The organism is Hydrocoleum sp. CS-953 (assembly GCF_002260545.1).
Lineage (GTDB): Bacteria > Cyanobacteriota > Cyanobacteriia > Cyanobacteriales > Microcoleaceae > Trichodesmium.
The window spans coordinates 1-26096 of the sequence record NZ_LGSU01001496.1 but is presented as its reverse complement, the minus strand read 5'-3'; the positions used below and the strand labels follow the sequence as shown (position 1 = coordinate 26096).

14 protein-coding genes and 1 pseudogene are annotated in these 26096 nt (G+C 38.7%); all 15 read right to left on the bottom strand.

What is annotated here, in order from left to right:
- Nucleotides 1-24: 24 nt before the first annotated feature.
- Nucleotides 25-4144 (bottom strand): annotated as a pseudogene (locus tag AFK68_RS43185) (condensation domain-containing protein); the annotation flags it as partial.
- 1 nt (nt 4145) lies between these two features.
- On the bottom strand, nt 4146-4596 hold a 451-nt coding region (locus tag AFK68_RS47575; protein WP_371357688.1), incomplete at its 3' end, for a condensation domain-containing protein.
- A complete protein-coding gene (locus AFK68_RS47570; RefSeq protein WP_371357690.1) occupies nt 4593-6698 on the bottom strand; it encodes a type I polyketide synthase in 2106 nt (701 codons plus the stop codon). The genes AFK68_RS47575 and AFK68_RS47570, both read right to left, overlap by 4 nt.
- A gap of 467 nt (nt 6699-7165) precedes the next feature.
- Nucleotides 7166-10428 (bottom strand): type I polyketide synthase (locus tag AFK68_RS33870; protein ID WP_246844636.1); only part of this gene is annotated, 3263 nt, incomplete at its 3' end.
- Nucleotides 10429-10472: 44 nt separating this feature from the next.
- Nucleotides 10473-12184, bottom strand: a 1712-nt coding sequence (locus tag AFK68_RS47565) for a beta-ketoacyl synthase N-terminal-like domain-containing protein (RefSeq protein WP_371357689.1), incomplete at its 3' end; no start/stop codon positions are given.
- A gap of 9 nt (nt 12185-12193) precedes the next feature.
- Nucleotides 12194-13914, bottom strand: a 1721-nt coding sequence (locus AFK68_RS47560; protein WP_168186774.1) for a polyketide synthase, incomplete at its 3' end; no start/stop codon positions are given.
- The gene (locus tag AFK68_RS33855) at nt 13911-14666 is read right to left on the bottom strand and encodes an enoyl-CoA hydratase/isomerase (RefSeq protein ID WP_094678776.1); all 756 of its coding nucleotides are present in this window, start codon (nt 14664-14666) and stop codon (nt 13911-13913) included. The genes AFK68_RS47560 and AFK68_RS33855, both read right to left, overlap by 4 nt.
- A 216-nt stretch (nt 14667-14882) precedes the next feature.
- Nucleotides 14883-16142, bottom strand: a complete 1260-nt coding sequence (locus tag AFK68_RS33850) for a hydroxymethylglutaryl-CoA synthase family protein (RefSeq protein WP_094678774.1) — start codon at nt 16140-16142, stop codon at nt 14883-14885.
- A 4-nt stretch (nt 16143-16146) separates the two neighbouring features.
- Nucleotides 16147-16947: a beta-ketoacyl synthase N-terminal-like domain-containing protein gene (locus AFK68_RS40660; RefSeq protein WP_246844635.1), complete on the bottom strand. Its 801-nt coding sequence runs from the start codon at nt 16945-16947 to the stop codon at nt 16147-16149.
- 30 nt (nt 16948-16977) lie between these two features.
- The coding region (locus tag AFK68_RS40655; protein WP_305778167.1) for a beta-ketoacyl synthase N-terminal-like domain-containing protein at nt 16978-17574 on the bottom strand (597 nt) is incomplete at its 3' end.
- Nucleotides 17575-17754: 180 nt separating this feature from the next.
- Entirely contained in the window at nt 17755-17994 is a 240-nt protein-coding gene (locus AFK68_RS33840; RefSeq protein ID WP_094678770.1) for an acyl carrier protein, read from the bottom strand.
- Nucleotides 17995-18016: 22 nt separating this feature from the next.
- Nucleotides 18017-22882: a type I polyketide synthase gene (locus AFK68_RS33835; protein WP_094678768.1), complete on the bottom strand. Its 4866-nt coding sequence runs from the start codon at nt 22880-22882 to the stop codon at nt 18017-18019.
- A 282-nt stretch (nt 22883-23164) separates the two neighbouring features.
- Nucleotides 23165-24358: a glycosyltransferase family 4 protein gene (locus tag AFK68_RS33830; RefSeq protein WP_094678766.1), complete on the bottom strand. Its 1194-nt coding sequence runs from the start codon at nt 24356-24358 to the stop codon at nt 23165-23167.
- A gap of 255 nt (nt 24359-24613) precedes the next feature.
- Nucleotides 24614-24847 (bottom strand): hypothetical protein, encoded by a 234-nt coding sequence (locus AFK68_RS33825; protein ID WP_094678764.1) that lies wholly within the window; start codon nt 24845-24847, stop codon nt 24614-24616.
- Nucleotides 24848-25396: 549 nt separating this feature from the next.
- A complete protein-coding gene (locus AFK68_RS33820; RefSeq protein ID WP_094678762.1) occupies nt 25397-25693 on the bottom strand; it encodes a hypothetical protein in 297 nt (98 codons plus the stop codon).
- Nucleotides 25694-26096 lie beyond the last annotated feature (403 nt).

The window sequence follows — 26096 nt, the reverse complement described above, 5'->3', positions numbered from 1 at the left end:
CCCTCTTCCCCTACTCCCTATTCCCTATTTCTGAGAACGAAGTTTTTTCCGAATGTTACCCCTTTCACTTTTCTTAGAGAGACGTTTACTTACACGCTTCTCATAATTAACTTTGGTCTTTTTATCTGATTCAGTTACACCGCCACTCGCAATAAATTCACTTAATGAATGAACAGTTGGGTTTGCTAGCAAGTCAATAACCTTTAAATTGCTCATATCAAATATTTCTTGCAACTTGCCATACACCTGTATCAGCAGTACCGACTTACCTCCTAATTCAAAAAAGTTATCATAAATACCGACTTCTTCTATTTGCAGTACCTCCTTCCAAATAGCAGCAATTTTTTGCTCAGTTTCATTTCCTTGTTGTACAGGTTGAGAACTACCATTTTTATCAGGGTTTTGTAACCGTTTCCGGTCGATTTTTCCATCAGATGTTAATGGTAGTGTCTCTAACTGGACGAAAGCAGAAGGCATAATTTTACTGAGAGTGCCAAAGCGATCGCGTACTTCCAACTCTGACAACTGACTCAGGGAAAATTCTGTTGTCTCGGAAGTAAAATAAACAGTTAATTGTTGTAAATTCTGACAACCTCCTGTTCCATTCTCAATTTGATGTTCTAATGTTTCTAAAACATACTTACCATCCGCTCCTTCTGTTGCTACAAAAGTTCGGGGTGATGCTGTCACATCAGTTGTCAGAGTCGGCATTTCTAACCGTTTGGCTAAACCTATTCGGGCAGGTTTTCCGGTCAAACCTTTAGGAATAGCATTCATCCAAACTAAACATTCTGGCAACCATTGGGTTTCCAGTTCTTTTTCCTTGATGGCAAATTGGCGTAATGCTGCGAGGGTTGGTCGTGTCTGATTTGGTACTGGTACTATTGCTGCTCCCACTACTTCACCAAAAAGTTCATGGGGCGCTGCAAATACAACTACCTGACCTACTGCTGGATGGCGTTGCAATACATCTTCTACTGCCATCGGACTAATTTTTTCTCCAGCGCGGTTAATAATTTCTTTGAACCGACCTACTAGATAAACATAACCGTCTTTGTCTTTGTAACCCTTATCCCCTGTTCTTAACCAACCGTCGATAAATGCTTCCTCATTGGGATTATAATCCATCCATTCCCGTAACTCATATCCGGCGGTGACGCAAGCACCCCGGACCATTACTTCTCCCTCGCCATAGGGTTCTAGTACATTTAATACTGGTTTGCCTTGCTCATTTGCTTTGACATCTCCAATTATTACTGTTGGACCAGCAGCACGACCTACAGAACCACGCTTGAGTAAGCCTTTTCCTACTTCTGGACTACAAATAGGCATAGATTCTGTCATCGCATAAGTAGGTAAGACTTCACAGTTAAATGCGGTTGCCATTCGGTCGGCGATCGCTGGTAGTAGTGCTGCCGAACAGTTCCGAATTAAGCGGAGGGAGTGTTCGGGAGCTTTACCTGTTTCAGCTATTGCTTGTTCTGCATATTCCAAAATTGCTTGGTGCATGGTTGGGACAGCGGAATACCAAGTTATTTTCTTTCTATCGCTTCCCTCTTCTGGTTTCAACCATTTGAAGAAGTCACCCACTCCGTTTTCTGTGGCGTATAACCCTGGGGTGCAAAGTACGCTAGCACCTGCTAATATCGTTCCCAGAATATTAACGGAAAGACCATGGATATGAAATAGCGGCATAATATTGATACAGGTGTCTTCTGGAGTCAGTTGTATAGTCCGACTAATAGTCAGGGAGCCTGATGTCAAATTTCCGTGAGTCAAAGGTACCGTTTTCGGTTTTCTGGTTGTTCCACTGGTATGCAGCACTAAAGCTACATGGTCACGAGTAGGTTTATTATCATCTCCTGTTATTGGTTGATGATTTTCCTTATTCGTAGTAACTTCTTCCAGGGTAAATAAACCGCATACTGAAGTATCGGGTATTAACTCAATGACTCGTACTCCTAAACCTTCAGCACAAGCTTTTAATTTTTCATTCTCTGTGCTGTTAGCTTCTCCCCTTTGCAAGACTAAAGCTACTGCACCCAGGTCTTCCAACTCAAATTGAACTTGCTTTTCTGTCAAAGATGTGCTAATGGGTGCAAACACACATTGTTGTGCTAAGGACAAAAATGCTGTTGCTGCTTCTGGTCCATTGGGAGTGGCAGCACATACGCGGTCTGTTATTTTAATCCCCAGATAGCTGAGACTAGCGTTATCTGGGGGTGACTTGACAAAATCTTTTAGTTGTGCATGAGTCAGAGGTTGGCGACTATCTGTGCTATATATTGCTGGTTCATCGGTACCTGGTAATAAATCTGCCCAGGTTTGAAATTCTACCGATGCTGCTATCTCGTCTACTTCACCAGGAGCGGTATCTGCAACATTTTCTTCAGTTAGTGGTATTGTGTAGTCGGGTGTAGCGGGGTTGGGTTTGGAGACCAAACCCCTACTTTCTGGTATAACTGGGTAAGCTTGTTTTCGCTGGACAACTACCGCAACTTCCTCTATTTCCGGATGCGATCGCAATTTTTCTTCCCAACGGTTTATTAATTCTGAGTCAATAACTTCTAAACTTGTTAAAGCAGTTTCGTCTATTTCTCCTGATTCTGTTTTTGGTAGAGTAGAAATAGGTACATAAGCATTAGGGAGAAAATCAGAAGATAGATAAGATTCTAGGTATGATTTTACTTTATCTACAGAATAATTATCGTCAATTACTACATAAGCAACCAGTTGATTATCCTTGCTCAAAATAGCAGACTCTTTCACTTCACTCAGAGATTTTAAACCTGTTTCTATCAGATTTATTTTTCTTGATTGACTGTGAATTTCTGCCTTATGTTTTGCTAGATTTTCTGATAGTTCTAATTCATTTATTTTCGTCTCAGGAGCATTAATTCCTTTTTCTAGAATCAACAGATAGGAATCTACCATCGCTGTAATTGTTTCTTCTTCAAACAATTCAGAGTTGTAGATTAAAGACCCTTTTAACTCCTGATTTTTTTTCAATAAAGTAAAGAATAAATCTATATCTCTAGGAAACTTTTCTTCTATTAAATCTGCGGTGACATTGGAATATTTTCTCGTCTCCTCGTTTCCTAAGTCAATATAGTCAAAGAAAAGCTGAAATAAATTTTTGTATTGTTGTTGATAATTTTGCTGATCTACCAACTTCGCGACCAAATTTAGAGGAATATGTTGATTTGCATAAGCCTCTACGGTAATTTCTTTGACTTTATTCAGTAATTCTTGGAATGTCAAATTATCAGGAATCTTACCGCGTAATAGGACAGTATCAGTAAAGAAACCTATGGCAGATTCTAATTTGTGATGTACCCTTCCCGCAACTGGAAGACCAACAATAATATCATCTTTTAGTGAGTATTGAAGTATCAATACATAAAACACTGAAAGAAAGATAACTACAGGAGTAACATTGTATTGATTACTTACTTTTTGAACTACAGACCATGTAGTGCTAGGTATCAGAAAATTTTTCTCGTCCTTAATATTTTCAGAGCTTTGAGATACTTGAAAAATATCAGGTGGTACAGGATACAACGTGGAAATATCCGTTAGTTGTTGTTTCCAATAATTTAACCCCTTTTCTAATACATCTCCTTGTAACCACTCTCGCTGCCAAACAGCATAATCTCCATATTGAATATCTAATTCTTTTAAGGGAGACTCTTTTTTACTCAGATAAGAATCATATAAATTTATGAGTTCGCGGTCTAATAAATTGAGGGATAAACCATCACTAATAATGTGATGAAATATTAATACTAATACTCCCTCTTTTTCGCTAAATCTTAACAGCTTCAGACTAAATAATTGACCTTGAGACAAATCAAATGATTGTGCTGATTCCTCTTCAAAAACCTCTTTGAATGTTTTCTCTTGTTCAGTTGCGCTTAAGTCTGGATAATCTAATACTGAAATTTCATTAGTCAAACTAGGAATAACTACCTGCACTAATGACCCTTCAACAAAAGCGAAATTAGTCCTCAAAATGTCATAACGACTAATAATTTCATTCCAGCTTTTTTGCAGAATTTCAATGTCTATTAAACCTTCTATTCTTACTGCTATACACAGATTAAGATTTGCCATACCTGGCATTAGTTGGTCTACTGTCCAGAGANTTTCATTAGTCAAACTAGGAATAACTACCTGCACTAATGACCCTTCAACAAAAGCGAAATTAGTCCTCAAAATGTCATAACGACTAATAATTTCATTCCAGCTTTTTTGCAGAATTTCAATGTCTATTAAACCTTCTATTCTTACTGCTATACACAGATTAAGATTTGCCATACCTGGCATTAGTTGGTCTACTGTCCAGAGACGTTCTTGTTGATAAGAAACTGGTAAATCTTTATCCCTAGAAACAGAGACTAAAGGCACAGAAGTCGCATCAATATTATTAGTTTTTCCCTGAAGTAACTGTAATAATTCCAGCTTATTTTGGGATAATAAATCGCGAATTTCTGGTGTCAACGCCCCCTTGGGAGCGCGGATTTTTAATTCATCCCCTTCAGCCCATAATTTAATACCTTGGCTAGAGATTTGAGACAGAACTTGAGTCAAATTCATAAAGTAATTTCCTCCATATCTTCATCGTCCTCTTCTGTTGTCTGTGCAGTATTTGAGTAACTAATTTCTTCTAATAAAAGTTGCTCAACTACTAAATTAACCATCTGGGTAATACTGATACCTTCAATTATTTTTTCAATTGGTATATCAAACCCTAATTCCCTTTGCACCAAATTCCGCAACTCAACCGCCATCAAAGAATCAAGCCCCATAGCAGTTAAAGGTTGATCTGCATCTATTTGGGAACCAGTCATTCCCAACATACCAGCTAGCTTACCTTTAAAATAATCTACTAAAATATTGGCTCGCTCCTCTGGTGAGGATTCTTTTAGCTGTTCTAAAATCTTAGTTTCTTTTGTTTCAGGTGCCGATACAGCAGACGAAACAAACCCTGATAACAATGGCATTTTCTGTGCCATAGGCATTTGCCTGAAAAATTCAGACCAATTAACAGGCAACACACCTACTTGACTTGATGCTCCTGATAAAAGTAACTCCAACGCCTGCATTCCTTGTTGGGGTTCAATAGCCATAACCCCACTGCCTTGAATCCGATTCTGATGTCCACCTGCTAAACGAGCAGCCATTCCTCCTGCTGTCCATGCTCCCCAGTTAATACTCAATCCTGGTAATCTTTGGCCTCGGCGGTAGTGGGCGATCGCATCCATAAAAGCATTGGCCGCAGCATAGTTGCCTTGGCCAGCATTTCCTACCATTGCTGCCATAGAGGAAAAACAGATAAAGAAATCTAATGATAAATCTTTGGTATTCTGATGCAAATGCCAAGTTCCTGTCACCTTGGGAGACATTACTTTCGTAAATTGCTGCCAAGTCAGATTTCGCAGCACGCCATCGTCCAACACCCCAGCAGAATGAATTACTCCTTTAAGTGGGGGCAATGACGCCTCCATCTGCTGGAACATTTTAGCTACATCTTCTTGTTTGGCAACATCCCCCAATAAAAAACTAATCTTGGCTCCTGCTGTTTCTAACTCTTCTATAATTTCTTGTGCTGTTTCCTTGGGAGCGCTACGTCCTGTTAAAACAATATTTCTCGCACCTTGAGTTACCATCCATTGGGCGACTTCCAGTCCTAATGCTCCTAATCCTCCTGTAATCAAATAACTTGCTTCTGCTTGGATTGATATTGGCTCCCCTGTCGATACTTGTGGCATCTCCAGCACTATCTTTCCTATATGCTTGGCTTGCTGCATATACCGGAAAGCTGTTGTAATTTCTGTATTGGAAAACACTTTATAAGGTAGCGCTCTGAGTTTTCCTTGGTTCCATTCCTGGGTTAATTCCTCCGATATTTCTCCCATGATACCGGGGTTCTCTTTGACTACATCTCCTAAATCAAAAGGAAAATAGCTGATATCTGGTCGTTTTTCCTCGACTTGCTCTTTGTCCCAAATGCCAATTTTGCCGATTTCTACAAATCTTCCTTTTGGAGCTAATGCTTCCAAACTGTAGGGAATGTGGTCTCCATTCAGGCTATTCAAAACTACATCAACCCCTTCTCCTCCGGTAATCTCTTTGATTTCCTTAGCAAAATCTAGAGTGCGAGAATTCATAATGTGTTTAATCCCCATGGATTTGAGAAAATCCCATTTACCCGGACTAGCAGTAGCAAAGATTTCAGCCCCTGCAAGTTGAGCTATTTGTACCGCAGCTTGCCCTACTCCTCCGGCTGCAGAATGAATCAACACCCGATCGCCTGCTTTAATTTTGGCTAATTTCTGCAACCCATAATAGGCAGTGACAAATGTTAGAGGTAGAGTCGCCGCTTCATTGAAACTCATTGATTTCGGCTTGGCCATGACATATTCTGCTGGAGCAGTGATGAAGCTACTGAAACCGTCATGGATCATGGTTAACATTACTTCGTCTCCTACTTGCCACTCTGAGACTTCTTCCCCTACCGCAGAGATTTTACCGGCACATTCAAAACCGAAGGTAAGTTCCTCTACACTGCTAACGCCCAGATGTTCAGCATAATAGTCTTTGAGTAATCCTAGGGAGTTGAGTACATCTCGCAAGTTTAGTCCTACTGCCACTACCTCAATTTCCACTTCCTTAGCTTCAGGAATACGGCGCTGCATTTGCTGCCATTTAAGGTTGTCGATAGATCCATATTCTGCCAGTTTTAATTGTACTGGTTGGGTATCTGAAATTTTGTTTTGCTGTCGTTTTTGTTCCAGTCTAGCTACATAACGATTTCCCTGACGTATCCCTATCTGGTCTTCTGTATCTTCTGATAATAGTTCCGCTATTAGGGAGTCTAGGTTTGTTGATTCTGGGTAACAGTCTATCCGTTTACATCTCAATTCTGGGTGTTCTAGGGTTATTATTTGTCCTAGTCCCCATAAACTTGCATATTCGGGGTTAATTACTTCCGAGTCTGATATCACACTCTGGCTTCCTTGGGTGACTAACCAGAGCTGCGGGAATGTTTCAGGTTTGCTATTGAGGGTTGCTTGCACCAAATTTAAAACTGAAGCACAATTTTGAGCCTGAATATTCTCTAAGTCTAACACTTCTTTAATTTCGGTTGACTGCCAACTCCACNCCCCATAAACTTGCATATTCGGGGTTAATTACTTCCGAGTCTGATATCACACTCTGGCTTCCTTGGGTGACTAACCAGAGCTGCGGGAATGTTTCAGGTTTGCTATTGAGGGTTGCTTGCACCAAATTTAAAACTGAAGCACAATTTTGAGCCTGAATATTCTCTAAGTCTAACACTTCTTTAATTTCGGTTGACTGCCAACTCCACAGATGCACAATTTTTGTAATCCCTGGGTTTTCTTCTAGGAGTTGTTTAAATTCTTCCCCATTAGTGGGATTGATTTGATAGTGCTGCGGACTTATTTGCTCGTACTTGTCTCCTGGTGATACTCTGATACACTCCTGACCTTTATTAGTTAATGCTGTTACTAATTCAGTATCCTTAGCTAAAACTAACCATTTACCCGTTGCTGCTGATAGACTATCTGCTGGTAGGGGTTGAGTTTGCCAATTTATTTGATAAAACCAATGACTGATATCTGGTTGCAAACTCTTCAATAGAGCTGATGCTGTCGTTGGCGTTATCCTTAATCCCTCAATTTCTGCTAGTAAAGTTCCCTCGTTATCTACCAGACGAATATCCCCTGTTAAACTGTTTGGTCGCATTTCTACGATCGCCCATACATGACTTATTGTCTGACCATACACTTTGAATTTTTGTATCCCTACTGGTAGATAGGTCTTGTCCGCTTCTATATCTGTTATGGAATACAATATCATTTGCAGGGCTGCATCTAATAGGGCTGGATGTAGCTGATAGTCTGCTAACTGAGTTGTTAATTCCTCTGATAAAATTATTTCTCCTAGGGCTTTTCCTTCACCTTTCCACAACTGTTTGATTCCTTGGAAAGTGCTGCCGTAGTCTATTCCTCTTGAGCTACATTCTTGGTAATGCTCTTTAATTTCTATTGCTTGATTACACTCAGCTTGATATTTCTCTAAGTCAATTTTAGCTGGACTGTTTGTGGTTGGCTCCGTATATATCTTGCCTTTGGTGTGCAACACCCATTCAGGTTTCTGTTGATTTTCCCCTTCTGAGCTGCTGAATATCTCAAACTTATAGCTTTTGTTATCTTCTGCGGGGATAGCTACTATTTGTACTGTCTTGGCTTCCGTTTCTGGTAAAACCAATCCTCGCAGTATGTGTACCTCAGAAACTACTACTTGCTCTTGACTTGTGAATAGATTTTTGCCAACCGAAGTCGCTATTTCTAGATAACCTGTGCCAGGAAATAATACCTTCTGAAATACTTTGTGGTCACTCAGGTAACTTGGAGATTCTGCTGTGAAGTGCGATTGGAAACGATGTTGATTATCTAATCCCGCTAAGTTAATTTTTTCTCCTAGTAACGGGTGCAGATTTTTATTGTTAGCTATTGACCAATAGGGTTTTTGTTGGTAACTACCTTGAGCTTCTACCCAATACCTTTCTCGTTGGAATGGATAAGTCGGCAATACTACTTTCTCACAGTTATAGCCTTGGTGAAACTCTAACCAATTTACTTTGTATCCCTGCGCATACAATTGTCCTAAACTAGACAACATCAACTGCCATTCATCTACCCCTGGACGCAAAGAAGGCAACCATACACCAACCTCTCGTGGTAGACATCGACGACCCATACCCAACAAAATTGGTTTCGGTCCGATTTCCAGGAATAACTCATATCCTTTCTCATGCAGAGTTATCATACTCTCGGCAAACCGGACTGGTTGACGCACATGATTTACCCAATATTCGGCAGAAGTAATCTCAGCATCTTCCAACTTACCAGTAACATTAGATATCAGTTTTATCTGAGGCCGATTATAACTTATTTGTTTGGCTACTGCTTCAAATTCCGCCAGCATTGGTTCCATTAGATGGGAATGGAAAGCATGGGATACCTGTAGTTGTTTGGTTTTAATTCCCGATGATTCTAGCTTACTTGCTATCTCTCCTACTGCTTCTAACTCCCCAGAAATTACGATACTTTGAGGTCCATTGATGGCTGCAATAGCTACTTTTTCTTCCAGGGACATCGCCTTCAATGTCTCTAAAACTTTCGACTCTGAAGCCATAACTGAAGTCATTCCACCACCAGCAGGTAATTGCTGCATTAATCTTCCCCTGGCAGCAATAAGTTTCAAGCCATCTTCTAAACTCAATACCCCTGCTACTGTTGCTGCTACATATTCTCCTACGCTGTGACCCATGACTACATCTGGTTGAATACCCCAAGATTCCCACACTTTGTAGAGAGCATATTCTACAGCAAATAAACAGGGTTGAGTATAAGCTGTTTGGTCGAGTATGGAGTCATCTGATGAATCATCTGCTGGATAGATAATTTCTTGTAATGACTTTGCCTGGAAGGTTTCTAAAGTCCTAAGAATTTTATCGCATTGGTCGATCGCTTCACGGAAAATTGGTGACTGTTCATACAACTTCCTTCCCATATTCACATATTGAGAACCTTGACCTGTGAAAAGGAAGGCATTTTTAGCCCTTGAATAAACTCCAGCTACTTTTTCTCCGTCTTGCTGTTGTTGAAGTTTTTCGACTAATTCTTCTTGGTTAGAGCCGACAACTGCTAATCTGTAGTTGAAATGAGTACGTCCTGTATTCGCCGTATAGCAAATATCACCTATTCTTAATTCGGGATTATTTTTGATATAACTTTGATAACTTTTGACTAACTCAGACAGAGATGTTTCTGTTTTAGCTGACAAAGTTAATATATTAACTGAACGTTCTAAATTTTCTCCATTTTTGACTTTTGTAAGGGCGAATGGCCATTCGCCCCTACTTTTGACTTGACTCGGTGCTTCTTCCAAAACTATATGAGCATTCGTACCACTAAAACCAAAGGAACTCACTGTAGCACGTCTTGGTTTATCCGTCTCTATTTCCCAATCTCTTAATTCTGTGTTGACATAGAAAGGACTGTTCTCAAAATCAATATGTGGATTTGCTTTATTGAAGTGTAAGGAAGGAACCAACTTTTGATTCTTGAGGCACAAAACTGTCTTGATCAAACCAGCAATTCCCGCAGCCCAACTTGGATGACCAATATTTGTCTTAACAGATCCGATCGGACAAAACTGCTTTTTACTCGTCCACTTAGAAAATACTTCTGTTAAAGCTTCAACCTCAATAGGATCTCCTAAAGGTGTTGCCGTTCCATGAGCTTCTACATAACTGATAGTTTCTGGATTAATTCCAAACTTCCGATAAACCCCTTCTTCTAACTGGACTTGTGACTTACCACTGGGGGCACTAATTCCATTTGTATTACCATCATAATTAACACCCGTACCCTTGACCNCACTTAGAAAATACTTCTGTTAAAGCTTCAACCTCAATAGGATCTCCTAAAGGTGTTGCCGTTCCATGAGCTTCTACATAACTGATAGTTTCTGGATTAATTCCAAACTTCCGATAAACCCCTTCTTCTAACTGGACTTGTGACTTACCACTGGGGGCACTAATTCCATTTGTATTACCATCATAATTAACACCCGTACCCTTGACCACACCATAAATATAGTCATTATCGCGAATAGCTTGGTCGAGCCTCTTTAGCAATACCACACCACAACCTTCACTCCACGCTGGACCAGATGCTGAAGCATCAAAAGTTTTGCAACGCCCTTCTGGGGATACTACTTGAAACTGACTCGCTAAAATTTGGAAGTCTGCTGTCTCCATAATAGCAATACCTCCGGCGATCGCCATTTCGCTCTCCCCACTTTGAATACTTTCACAAGCTTGATGCAGCGCGACTAAGGAAGATGAACAAGCAGTATCAATAACTGTTACAGGACCCTTAAGATCCAGGAAATAGGCTATTCTTGCCGGAACAACTGACAACATATTTCCTGTCCCCACCAGTCGATTAGTCTCTAATCCATATCTTGCCAGCAACTTGATATAATCACCAAATGTTGAGGCTCCTACAAATACTCCACATTGTTTACCCTTGAGAGAGTCAGCAGCATATCCAGCATCTTCAATAGCATGATAAGCTTCCTCTAAAAATATTCTCTGCTGAGGTTCAATAAATTGAGCTTCTTCTGGAGAAATTTGAAAAAATAAAGGGTCAAATTTGTCTATTTCCTCTATAAAACCAGCGGATTTTGAATAGGAAGTACGCGGATTTTTCGGATCTGGATCGTACCATTCTTGTTCTTCCCATCTTCCGGGAGGAGCTTCTGTTACACTATCAACCCCTCCCTTCAAATTTTCCCAAAATTCTTGCCAATTTTTGGCTCCTGGATATCGACATGATATTCCTATAATAGCTACATCTGTAGTTCCTATATTATTCTGAACTACAGTTAATTCATCATTTTTTTTTTGTGATTTTGCTGCTTCTTCTAATAAAAAACTTTCAGCATTTTCTAAAGATATTTCTCCTGTACTGAGCAAAGATAATATTCCCTGTGGATCGTCAGAATTTATCTGTTGCTTTATAGTTTTTGGTTCTAGTTCTTCTTCTTGGCTTAAACCTAACAATAATTGTTCCGCATCATCTAAAGAAATATTACCCGATTGTAATTTATTTAGTATATCTTGATTTGGTTCTACTTCTTCTTGGCTCAAACCTAACAATAATTGTTCCGCATCATCTAAAGAAATATTGCCTGATTGTAATTTATTTAGTATATCTTGATTTTGATTCATCTGGCCTTGATTATTTTGCTGATAACTATTCACTTTTTCTTCTCCTTCTTCCCCATAAGAAAACCCTGGCATTGTTACGACTATCTTACCAATATGCTTACTATGCTGCATATAACGGAAAGCTTCAATAACATCTTCACTCGGAAATACTTTGTAAGGTAATGGTTGGAGAACACCAGACTCAAATAGAGGTAATAAACTTTCCCATATTCTTGGATTTAGTTTGTCGTCTCTTTCTATTTCTTCTGAGAAATCAAAAGGAAAATACTTAACATCTGGCCTTCTCTGAGAAACTTCCTCGTGACTCCAGATATTAAGCTTGCCAATTTCCAGATATCGTCCTCCTTGAGCCAAGATATCTANGGTAATGGTTGGAGAACACCAGACTCAAATAGAGGTAATAAACTTTCCCATATTCTTGGATTTAGTTTGTCGTCTCTTTCTATTTCTTCTGAGAAATCAAAAGGAAAATACTTAACATCTGGCCTTCTCTGAGAAACTTCCTCGTGACTCCAGATATTAAGCTTGCCAATTTCCAGATATCGTCCTCCTTGAGCCAAGATATCTATATTTTTCTGGATGTGATCTCCATGAGTCACACTATTGAAAATAATATCCACTCCACGTCCTTGAGTAATTTCCATTACCTCATCGGCAAACTCCGTAGTCCGTGAATTCATTATATGCTTTACTCCCTGTTCCCGGACAAAAGACATCTTCTTTTGACTGGTAGTGGCGAATACTTCTGCCCCAAAATATTGAGCTAACTTAACTGCAGCTTGTCCAGCACCACCTGAAGCTGCATGAATTAATACTCTATCTCCAGGTTGAATTTTTGCTAAATCATGCAACCCGTAATATGCAGTGAAAAAAGATACGGGAATAGTAGCTGACTCAATCATACTTAAATTAGAGGGTTGAGCCAATAATTTATCTGCTGAACAGGTAATGAAACTACTAAATAAATCCCAACCCCTGAATATAACTTCATCACCGACTTGCCACTGAGACACTTCCGATCCAACAGCGACAACAGTAGCTGCACCCTCACAACCAAAGGTTAGTTCCTCAGCTTTACTAATACCAAATCTTCGTAGGTTTTCCTCATTGAAAAGACCTAATGCGTTGAGTATTTCCCGAAAATTAAGTGCTACAGCTTTAAGTTGAACCTCTACTTCTGTAGGTTTAGGAATTCGACGTTCTAGAGGTGCCCAATATAGATTCTTTAATATACCATAACTAGATATCTTTAACTGAAGTGGTTGAGAGTTTGATTTATTTTCCTGTATTCCCTGTTCTACAGTCCCTTGAGTATTAGGCATCATTGTTTCGTCAAATACTTTCTTAATCCGACTAGCTACTTCTGGTTGATTAAATGTCACATAGTGTGTCTCTAGTTCTTTCTCCATAACTTCTGGAATTTTTTTTCTAATTTCGGAAGTTAAGAGTTCCTTTAAACTTACTATAGATAATCTAGGCTTTTTGGCTATTTCCTGAGCTAATCTTTGAGCATGATTTAGCACATCCTGCTTTGGAACAACTGGAAAAGGAATACCCCGTTTAGCTAGTTCTTGCCCACGATATCTTTTACCAGTGTACATCATTTCTTGCGCTAATGCGGCTCCGAATTTCTCTCGCAAGATTAATGATGTTGCTCCTACCGGGGTAAAACCATATTCCATGAAGTTAATTGTGTAAATACTTTCTTGGCTTAACACAAGGAAATCTGCATATAAGCCCATTAGAAAGCCCCCTCCCAGACTATGCCCTTGCATAGCTGAAATTATCGGGATTTCACAATCCAACATCGATCCTGATAAATCAATAACACCTGCTTCTCCTCTAATCCTTTTTCTTAAATATGATATTCCTGCCCCTGCACAAAAATAATTGCCATTACCTGTTAATATAACCACTTTATAGCTCTTGTTTTGAGCAACTGCGCCAAAACACTTACTTAATCCCTCACGTATTCCTGTAGACAAGGTATTCAGATTTGCCTCATCTTTCATTGTAATTTGAACAACACCATTCCCTAATTCTGCCAGTTCTACCACTTCAGAATTAAAATTCAGCTTTGTCATGGAGTTCCCCCATTTTTTATAAATTGTTCAATTCTTTCTTGCGCAGTAGTAGAAAGTATCATCTCAGCAGCTTTGTTAACTGCTAAATCTTGAGTTTCTTCTTGAATAACCCATAACTGATTAATAAAGTTTTTTAATTCTTGAACACCTGATGATGGTAATAATTTTAAACGTCTAATATATTTACTGATTATTTTATTAGGGTCATTACTATATTCATCAACTAAACCCCAGTTATAAGCTTCTTCTGCTGATATTGTTTGAGTTGTTAGTGATAAACGGTGGGCTTTTTGAAATCCGATTCTACGAATCAAAAATGGTAATACACAGGCAGGTAATAAACCAAATAATAGTTCCGTATTGGCAAATGTAGCAGTTTGATCGGCAATAACTAGATCGCTTGCTGCTACGAAACCAACCCCCCCTGCTTGCACTTTACCACGAACAAGGGACAAAATTACTTTGCTACTTTGAGACATTTGTTTCAGGACGTTGTAGTAACTGTCTAAAAAAAATTTGGGAGCGACGCCCTCTCCACCTACTACTTCTTGAAAATCCATCCCTGCACAAAACACATCAGGTAGTCCTTCTAGAATAACTACTTTAACTGTTTCCTCTACTTCGGCAGCTTGTAAAGCTGATAATAATTCTTGAGTTAGCTGCTTGTTGATGCTATTGTTAGCTTCTGGACGATAGATTTGAATTCTTTGTACAAGTGGTTGATGATTTATCTTTAGGGTTTTATAATACATAATAGATACTATAGCTTTATCAATGGTTTGTCAACCTGAATCATCCTTTTTTTTCAGCTCTCAGCTTTTTTGCTCATGTTCTGTATTCTACCGAAAAATTAAGATTTAATGCTTCTCCTTTCAAGGGAAAAAAAACAAAAAAATTCATTTTAACCAATCCTCTCCTCTTCTTCTTAAAAAGAAGAGGTAATTATCAATTGTTAATTATTGAAATAGCTATACCCATTCGTATTCTCGGTGAAATTCCTTGATTCTTTTTAAGACTAATCGACCCTTACCTGCTATTTTATCCCAGACTCCAGGGAAAAGTTGATAGTCCAAGGTTACATTTCTGGTGCCAAAGGCAACTGCATTATTATGATAGAGTAATTGCTCATATTCCTCCATACTTATAGAATAGCGGTCTGCCAACTGGGCAGATATACCTTGTTGAGCTTGAATTTGCTTGCCTTCTTGAGTCACAACCCCACTAAAAAATTCGGAACAACAACCAGAACCATAGGAAAACATCCCTATTCTGCGAGGGGCACTAAATTCCCCATTGTCAATCGTACTGACTAGGGATAAAAGCACTGTTGCTCCCATAATATTGCCCACTTGTTGACAGTATACTAACCCAGGCATTACCCTTCTTTGAAAGTCCGTTTCAATTTCCGGCGGTTTAGCCCTTTTAAATTTACGCATCATACTTCTATGAGCACCTTTAACCATACCACCAAAAGGGGTATGAAAACTCAAATAATCAAAACTTTCTTGGTAGTCTACACCTTCAACACGGCTTTGATAATGTTGGTAGGCATTTTCACAACAGTCTAGGTAAGAAAGCAATGATAAATCTGCATCTCCTGCTTCTGAATCTGGATTCGGTCTACAGGTATCCATTACTTCATAGCCATAGTAACCGTTGCATCCCACATCAACTTGAAAAATTTGAGGTACATCACTTACCAAAAGAGCAACTGCTCCAGCACCATTACTCGGTTCTGCAAAAGACAAATCTTCACTAACCCCTTCTCCTCCCTCTGCAACTATAAACCGAGATATATCAGTTGCTATAACTAAAGCTTTAGCTCCAGGAGATGTTTGGGATAAAATAAAGTTTATTGCCATCTGCAAGCCCGCTGTCCCTGAGTAACAAGCTTGCTTGAGTTCAAACATTCGGCAGTTACGACTTAGACCCAAATGTTCCTGGACATAAGTACTCATAGATTTCCCAAAGTCAATGCCAGACTCACTACAGGTAATTACCATTTCTATCCGCTGCTTGTCAGCATCACTCAAGCCATCAATGATTGGCTTGGCTGCATTAACTGCATAAGAAACCGGATCTTCATAAGGCATAGGAACCGTTTTCTCTTTCATCATTAGATTCTTGAAGCGGTCCCAGTCTAATTTACGTCCTTCCGCCAGGGTTCGCACATCTAATTTTGCTGCGCCTCCGTATATATTTAAGGCTTCAATGCCAACTTGCTGCATACCTTTACTCCTTGCTCATTAATAGAGCTGTATTGATGCCGCCAAAAGCAAAACTGTTGCTTATAGCATATTGAATTTCTGCTTGGACAGCAGTTTCTTTGACCCAATTTAATGTATCATCAATGGGGCTAACTAAATTATGGGTTGGATGGCAAAAACTAGAGTTCATTTGTAATAAAGTAGCGATCGTTTCCACCACTCCAGCACCCGTTAAACAGTGACCAGTTAAAGACTTAGTTGAATTTACCAGACAATGGTTAAGTCCTACAGATTTTAAGGCAGCTACTTCTGTCCTGTCACCAAGGGGCGAACTGGTACCATGAGTATTGAGATAATCTATTTGCTCTGGTTTTAAGTCTGCCATAGCTAAAGCTGAATTCATGGCTCGTTCTTCCCCAGTTTGGGATGGTTCAGGACTACGATTACCATCTAAATTTAACCCCCAACCAAGGAGTTTTCCTTGAGAAACTACTCCTCTTGCTTGAGCGTGATTAGCTCTTTCTAGGACTAAAACTCCACAACCTTCTCCATAGATAAAACCATCATGGTTCTGGTCAAATGGTCTACAGGCAAGTTCTGGACTATCGGCAAAACGTTCGCTACCCATAGCTCCCAAATTTGTTAGTCCCTGACATTCATAAGCAGAGAGGTCAAATAGACTACCAACGGCAATACTTATATCCGTAGCCCCTGTTAAAATTTGGCGAGCTGCATGAATAATAGCGACTGCTCCACTAGCAGATGCTCCACCAACACTGTATCCTTCTCCTTGAATCTGAAAACATTGGGAAAGTAAGCCCAACATATCAGTATCCCAAACTGTCAGTCCATAAGNTTCATAAGCAGAGAGGTCAAATAGACTACCAACGGCAATACTTATATCCGTAGCCCCTGTTAAAATTTGGCGAGCTGCATGAATAATAGCGACTGCTCCACTAGCAGATGCTCCACCAACACTGTATCCTTCTCCTTGAATCTGAAAACATTGGGAAAGTAAGCCCAACATATCAGTATCCCAAACTGTCAGTCCATAAGTTGGCCGTATAAATTCAGGACGTGATTGATAACGTTGCCAGGTTTGTTGCTGATGGCGTTGTTGCAAATTAGAACCACCAATGACTAAACCAATACGTTCGGGGTTAACTTTGTCAGAGGTTAGTTTGGCATCTTCCCAGGCTTGGGCAAGAGCGACCAGGGCTATTTGTGAACTCCAAGTTGCACTGCGTAACAATCCACTGTATTGAGGAAATATGGATCTGATATCAAGCTCTGGCAGTTCTGCACCAATAAATGGTTTACTAGGGTTTTCTCTTCCTGGTCGTTGCAGATAACCAAATTTAGTTTTGCCTGAGAATAGAGCTTCCCTAAATGCGTTAACTCCTTGACCAATGGGAGTAACAATACCCATACCAGTTATCTTGATATCATTCATACTAGCTCTCCCTGTTTTTTAACTGACTAATAGACTTCTCCAAAAATGAAAAATCCAATCAATTCTTATCCATAAATTATCAATTACTCCCCCCTTTTCCCTGTTCCCTGTTCCCTTTTCCCTGTTCCCTCTTTTCTGGAGATATCTAATGACAGATAACATCGAAATCATAAGGAAATACTATAACTTCGCTGCAAATAAATCAGCTAGTTCGCCAATATTATTCGCTCCAGCTAGTTCAATACGGGGAATATTCAAGGATAAATCTTCCATCACCATCATAATAATTTCGGCCCGATTAACTGAATCTATACCTAAGTTTTTTAAACTATCAGTAGGTTCTAAGGGAACTTCTTCTAATTCTGGTGCTATTTCACGAGTGTATTTTCTAATTATGTTGAGTATTTGTTCTTTGCTCATATCGTTCTCTTAAAATTTATTTTTAAACTCTAGCCTGTTGTTTGATCTGTTTAACCAGTTGGTTTGCCTCCTGGACAGTCAACTCATTATTAGCCACCTTATTTAGGATCGCACGCAAGCGTTCTTTTTGACTCATCTCATCTGAAGATGCTCCTGATGAACCGTTATTTGGTGAATATCCTTGGGGAGCAGCTCCATTGCCATTACCTTGAGTTAATTTACTGTTGCCACTAGCAGCAATTTCCTGGGCAATATATGGCGCTAAGTCTAACAAGGTAGGATAATCATACAACTTGGTAGCTTTGAGGTTTAAGTTGTAAGTTTGATTAATTGTGTTTGTCAATTCTACCCCAATAATTGAGTCTAACCCTAAATCCACAAATTTCTTATCTTCGGCTATTTCGCTGATATCTGTATAAAGAGCTTCCGCTAATTGTGCTTTGAGAGTCTGCTTTACTTCTGATACGTTTACCTGGTTTACCTGAGTTTGAGGCAATGGTTGTAAAGTTTTTAACGGTTGCTGAGTTTGAGGAACCGAACCTACCTGATTAACTTGGGAGTTTGTGCCCTGAGTTGATAAGATTTGGGCAATATATGGCGCTAACTCTAATAAAGTAGGATAATCATACAACTTCGTGGCTTTGAGGTTTAAGTTGTAAATTTGATTAATTGTATTTGTCAGTTCTACCCCAATAATTGAGTCTAACCCTAAATCCACAAATTTCTTGTCTTCGGCTATTTCGCTGATATCTGTATACAGGGCTTCTGCTAACTGCTTTTTGAGGACCTGCTTTACTTCTGATATGTTTACCTGATTTACCTGGGGTTGAGTCAGTGGTTGTAATGTTCTTAAAGGTTGCTGAGTTTGAGGAACTGAATCTCTGGGAGAAGGAGTGCTTGATATTTCATCAAAACTGATAGATCCAGTTGCCATTCTTTCTGGTAAGGTTTGTTGCACATGAGGAATGTCTCGTAAGTAGGGAGATTTTAACCCTTTATTAACGGCACGGGAAACCATTACTAAAACACTATCTTTGTTGTAACGAGGTAGAGTTTTGTAGTATCTCGAATGCAATTGAGAGTATTTTGAGAATAAACCCAATCGCTGCTCATCTACCCGTGTGTCATAATCTACCAGTCGAATTACAAAAGCACGACGTAACTTATGTAAACCCGGTTTTAATGGAACTGATCTATGTAAGACATATTTATTGAAGAAAAACGCATCCCCAAGATCATAGGGGTCTTCTTCATAACTATCTTTGATAGTATAATCTATTACATCTTCCTGAATATTATTATAGATAGTATTCGCGTTGGCAACATAGTCATTCAAATCTCCTTGAGATTCATCCCACTTAATATTATTTTGTAAATGTAAGTCAAAAACAGTGTAATAAAACTGACCAGGAAATTTTTCGAGCGGCACATATTGCATTCCACCTCGATATTCTTTAGTGATTATATCTAGTGGTATCCAGATAGAAGCACCATAGTCTTCTGTTTTGGTAAATGAAAATGAACCGACTCCCACATGCCAAGATAATCCTTTTCGGTTTGGTTCCACCGAAAATAGAGCGTTGTGCATGATCATCAAGTTTTTGCCTGTGATGTAATTCAGCAGAGCCAGCTTTTCTTGGATAAAGGAAGATACAAAATCGTATTTCACTAAGTCATAAGCATGATCTGTGGTATCAATATCATCCACTCCCCCCAGTTTCATGCTTACTTTTTCTGCGGAGATATTACTTGCTTGTTTGGCATTGTCCAATGTCTCTTGGATTCTTTTTATTTCTGAAATATCAAATAATTTTTTGACTTGACAGTATCCTTTTTCTTCATACTCTTGTTTCAGTTGTTCAACTTGTTCTCTATTCATAGTTTTTGGCTCCTGTGTTGGTTCTTGGTTAATAACAATATCTTGATTTTTTACTTCAAGATATTGCTGGGTTATTTGAGGAAGTTCTTCCTGAGTTGGTAGAACTTTTAATTGAGCCAATTCTCTTTTGGCTGGTTGTTGTTGGGCTACTGTAGTTTTCGGGAAAGACAGTAGGGCTGGGTTGGATAATTTCAGTTTTGGTTGCTGTATATCGGGAGTATCCCTTTTTTCTAAATTTGTAGGGCGAGCAGCTTGCTCGCGATCGCTTTCCTTAATTTCAGAGCTATTTTGAACTTGATTTTTCTTTGGTTGAATATTGCTAGGCCAATATTTTTTTCGTTGCCAAGGATATGTTGGCAAAGCTACTTTATAACGCAAATAATCGCGATCGAATCCTAACCAATCAATTTTTATTCCCCGTATATACAATTCACCCAAACTTTGCAGCATTTGTAACCAGTCTGGTTTACCGGAACGTAAACTTGGAAACCATAGTTTTTTTGTCCCCATGAGACACTGACGCCCCATACCTAATAATATCGGTTTTGGTCCGATTTCCAGGAATATTTCAGCACCTTGTTTGTGCAAAGCTTCCATCCCTTGGGCAAACCGCACTGGTTGACGCACATGATCTACCCAATATTGGGCTGAAGCAATACTATCGTCTGCTATTGTTCCTATGAGATTGGATACTACTGGTATTTTTGGTTTGTTGTAGGTTATTTGATTAGCTACTGCTTCAAACTCTGACAACATTGGCTCCATTAAAGGGGAATGGAACGCATGGGACACTTGTAAATGCTTGGTCTTAACTCCTGCCGATTCTAATTTACTACAAATACTTGCTATGGCTTCACTTTCACCAGAAATCACGATACTTTCTGGTCCATTAATCGCTGCTATTGCTACTTGGGAACTATATTCTCCGATCGCCTCTCTCACTAGAGATTCTGATGCTAACAAGGACACCATCTCCCCACCGGGGGGTAACTTTTGCATCAACCGTCCCCGCATGGCGATTAATTTGAGACCATCTTCTAAGTTGAATACTCCTGCTACTGTTGCTGCTACATATTCTCCTACACTATGACCCATCACCACATTCGGTTTAATCCCCCAAGATTCCCATAACTTAGCTAAAGCATATTCAAGGGCAAACAGAGCAGGTTGGGTATAACTTGTTTGGTCTAGTAAAGAGCTTGAATTTTGTGCATTTTGAGGATATAAAACTTCTAATAAAGGTACTTCTAAATATTCTTTCAGAATTTCATTGCATTGGTCTAGAATTTTTTGAAATGTGGGTTGAGTCTCATATAATTGTCGTCCCATATCTATATATTGAGACCCTTGTCCAGTGAACAGAAAAGCAATTTCCTTGTCTTGACTTTCTGCTTTTCCTCTTAGCACTCTGCTTGTTTCATTATCCTGAAGAAAATCTGCTAATTTTTTTGGTAAATCACTGTTTGACTCTGCTACTATTGCCAGTTTTTCGGCAAAATGTGTCCGCCCTGTATTAGCACTGAAGCAGATATTTGGTAGGGATGATTCAGTTTGTGATTCTAAATAAGTCTTATATTTTGTTGCTAGTTCCCTTAGTGCTTTCTCTGTCTTCGCTGAAAGTGTTAAAATCTGTAGCGGGCGCTCTAGAGAATCTTCATTTTTGACTTCTTCTTGGGGTTCTTCTAATACAATATGAGCATTAACGCCGCCGATACCAAAAGAACTTAAACCTGCACGTCTAGGAATCTCTTCTCCTGATTCATTTTTTAATCGTTTCCATTCTTGAGTTTCCTCTATGAAATAGAAAGGAGTATCTTTAATGTTAATGCGGGGATTTAATTCCTTGAAGTTGACAATTTTGGGGAGCTTTTTGTACTTCATTGCTAATAAGACTTTGATTAATCCAGCAATTCCTGCTGCTCCTTCCAAATGACCTACGTTACTTTTGACTGCTCCTATACCACAGTAGGGTTTCTCAGTTTTTTCTACTCCATACTGCTGATAAAGTTGTCTGTAAGCTCTTTTCAAAGCATTAATTTCTATCGGGTCTCCCAATGGTGTGCCCGTTCCATGGGATTCTATATAAGATACTGTATCTGGAGAAATATTAGCGTTACTATAGGCTGCACGAATTACTTGCGCTTGGGAGTACACATTAGGAGATGTTATGGTTCTTGCTCTTCCTCCGTGATTAATTGCACTTCCTTGAATGACACTATAAATCCGATCGCCATCTTCTATTGCTTTTGTCAGAGGTTTTAATAATACAACTCCTGCTCCTTCTCCCCTCACATAACCATCAGCATCACTACTAAATGTTCGGCATTGTCCTGTTGGCGACAACATTCCCAATTGACTCATCTGGATGTATGTTGTTGAGGTGAATAACACACTTATCCCACCTACTAATGCCATTTCACATTCTGATTCTTTGAGGGATTTAAGTGCGTAATGAATAGCTACCAGTGAACTTGAACAAGCTGTATCAATGGGAATACTTGGACCGTGAAAGTTAAAAAATGAAGAGATGCGGTTGGGAATCATACAAGTCCAAGTCCCTGTTCCACTATGACCTTCTACATTTTCTTGATCTCGGTTCATTAATAGAATGGAGTCATAGTTACACGCCCCCATAAAAACACCTACATCTTTACCTGAAAGTTCAGATGGTGAGTAACCTCCATCTTCTATACAAGACCAGCTCAATTCCAACATAATTCTATGTTGTGGGTCTACTTTTCCTGCTTCTCTACGAGAGATACTAAAAAACTCTGCGTCGAACTCATCTATCCCTTTTACTAATCCTCCCCACTTACTTATTGTCTTATTTGGTTGATTAGGAATAGGGGAATAATGCTTTTCTATTTCCCATCTTTGGGGAGGAATTTCAGTGATGCTATTTACTCCTGCCTCCATATTTTCCCAGAACTGGTTATAGTCATCTGCTCCTGGAAATCGACAAGCAATGCCAATAATTGCTATTAGGTCGCTCTTTTGTTGTTCCTTCATAAAATCAACCAATACAAATATTCATTGTTCTAGGTTTTAGGACTTGATATAAATCTGGCTCATTAGTTATCGTATGACAGAGAAGGTCAAAAGTCATGCATTCATTAAGAAAAAAGGAAGAATTTAAGCAAGGAAACTTTTTTAGACTATAGTTAGTAGTAGAGTAGTAAATGCAATAACTTGTTGATAACTGGAGGATTTTATCTAATTCCTAATTTGATTCACCCTAATTTGAAGTTAGGAAAAAATCGGCTTTATCTTTAATCCAACTTCTTTATTTTGCTATCCAGCTTCTTTATTTTGCTCTATTAGCCCCAGTGTATCTAAAGTAGTTGATTTTGAATCATTAATGATACTCAAAATATCCCAAGCCACCCTTGACCAACTGTAATATAATTCAGCTAGCTCGCGTCCTGTTCTTCCCATTTCTTCACTCTCTTTTGGCCTTGACAATAAGTAGTCTATCTGAGTAGCAAATGCGTCAGAATTTTCGTAGTCTGTGATTACAATACCATTTTTACCTGGAATAATTACTTCAGGGTTGCCTCCCCTAGCAGTAGTAATAGTACATAGTCCACTAGCCATTGCCTCGTAATGCACCCTAGCTAGAGGTTCTTCCCATTGAGATGCACATACAAATATATCACCTAATAGGAAATAATCTGCAACTTCAGATGGTGGAATAAATCCTGTCATCTGAACTGCTGGTCCCAATTTTTCGGCTTCTGCTTTAATTTCACGGACATAATCATTTTCCTTATTATGACCGTACCATTTACTACCTACTAGCAATAATACAGCAGATGGGTGTTTTTTTATTACTTTGGCGATCGCAGATATTAACAGATGAGGTCCTTTTTTATCTGTTAATCTACCCACACAAAGGATTACTTGTTTATCTTCTAAACCATGAACAGCCAACATTTCTTTGCGTTTTTCTTCTGCCGCTTCTATCCACTTAGGCTGAAAGCGTTTGAGGTCTACTCCAGCATATACAGGTTGTAGCTTGTGTTGATATTCTGGAAATAATTTTGCTATCCCATCAGCAATAAATTTACTGACTGTCACTACTTTTTCTACTCTTTCCAAGCAGATAATTGCCTCTTGTGGGTCAATTTTCTTATCATGGAACATTTCGTTGTGCATACTAAGTAGAAAGCGACTCTCTGGAGCTGCCTTAGCTACTATGGATAAATATTTGGGGCGATTATAAATTACTATCCAATCAAATTTTTGGCCTCCTACAAAATTGGCTACAGCTTGATAGTATTCCTCAGAAGTTTCTCTAGGAGCACGCTCGTAGCGAATATTGTCTCTAATTTCCCTATCTGGTAGATCGGGGTCTGCCACTGAGAATACTGTAATTTCATGCTCTCGTTTTAGGTAAGGTAGAATACCATCTATATATGTTTGAATAGCTCCACCTCTTATACAAGGTACTGGTAATTTTTCTGTACAAACTAATAGTATCTTCACTTGATCTATTTCAATTCCTTGTGTGACTGAGGTGTTTGATTTATTTGTGTGTTTTAGTTATCTAGATGCCCTTAATAAAGATTATGGGATCATTTATTATCTATATAAACGGAAACTGCTTAGATGCAATTTCCGTACTTTAAAAGTTTATACGGTTAGGTACTTAATAGCTATTTATTTAGTGAATAGAATTATTCTATTCACTCCGAACTACACTACTAAGTTCTTACTACCCGGAAACTTCTATTTTTATTTTTAACCTAGGAGACCACCGTCTTTTTTCTTTTTATTGACGATAGCTATTACAGGTTGTACATTCTCTCCAATTTCACCTGCCTCTTGTAGTTGTTCAATAGTTTTAGCTATTTTTTTGAAGATCTTTCCTTCACCCTTACGCAAGTCTTTAATATCATCGCTTTTTGCTGCAGGAAACTCCAGAATAATAGTGTTTGCCTCCTGAGGTTTCTTCGTTTCTCCTGACATTACCATTTTTTATTTCTCCTCATCAAAATTTTCAGTTAAATACCATCACATATCCAAAATCTACTCGACAGCTAGCATTACTATCTCTTTAAAGATTCTACTTTAGATTTATCATGCCAACTTGTTGATTTCGATTTTAGTATTTTGTTTGGGAATATTTTAGTAACTAGCCACAAAATAAGCAATAAATAAGGAATAAATTTACTAACTAATGTGACTGTTACCTATGGGCTTTATTTTTTTACGGTTGTTATTTTGGGATTAAAATTATCTAGGAGTAAAATAATTAACACACAAGATAATATAAATCACCTATTTTTTGCTTTTAGCTGTATATAGACCTTTTTAGACCTGAAGTTATTGGAACTTGGAACATATAGGTGTTCCCCAGCCTCAATATTTTAGGTTTCTACTGCAACTTAAAGTGCTAGCCTACCAAGCTTATTTACCTTATCATATACTCTTATAAAGAGTAACATTGAGATTAACATTAATCCCAATGCTCCCTTTCAGGAGAGCATGGGTCTTCTGCTAACTTATGATCAACCAGGGATTTTAAAAGGGGTTAAAAGGGATTTTAAATTTACCTAGAGCCTTTGTTGTATTCTTAGGAAAATCTTTAATCCAACCATCTTTTTTCTTGGAATTAGACTTTTCGTGACCTTCTCGGTATGCAGTAGTTGCCTTATCAAATTGCTTGGCTAGATCGAGTACAGGTCCCTCTACCATTTTTACAGACTGTTTTTTCTTTTTCTTCTTGGTCTTTCCACCACTGACAACATCTGGGGCGCCACCAAAGTCTGAATCACTACGCAGAACAGTTACTGCTTTTACTTTCTTTTCTGAGGCCATATCTTTAAAATTCTCCTTATATACGGGTTACTATTATCTTAACATCTTTTTGCAAAAAAATAGCAAAATTTTAACAAAGTACAAATAACTTTGATCTGCTGATTTTTAGGGACTACTTAATGCATATATTATCCTGTATTAATTGCTGTCTACTCAGATATTTCAGATCAAAATTTATCTATTGACTTATAAGTAATAGATATCAGGTTTCGTTTTGTAGATTGTTTTTTAAAGAGGCAAGTTGGGCACTTAGTTTGTGGGCATGACCATATTGGATGGTGTTACTTTAAGAAAATTATCCATAATTTGTTCTTAACCTTATTTTTTTCTTAGTCCCAATGTCTAATCTTATTTATTCCTATCTAATCATTGACAAAATCATAAATTATTTGGGCTACATAAG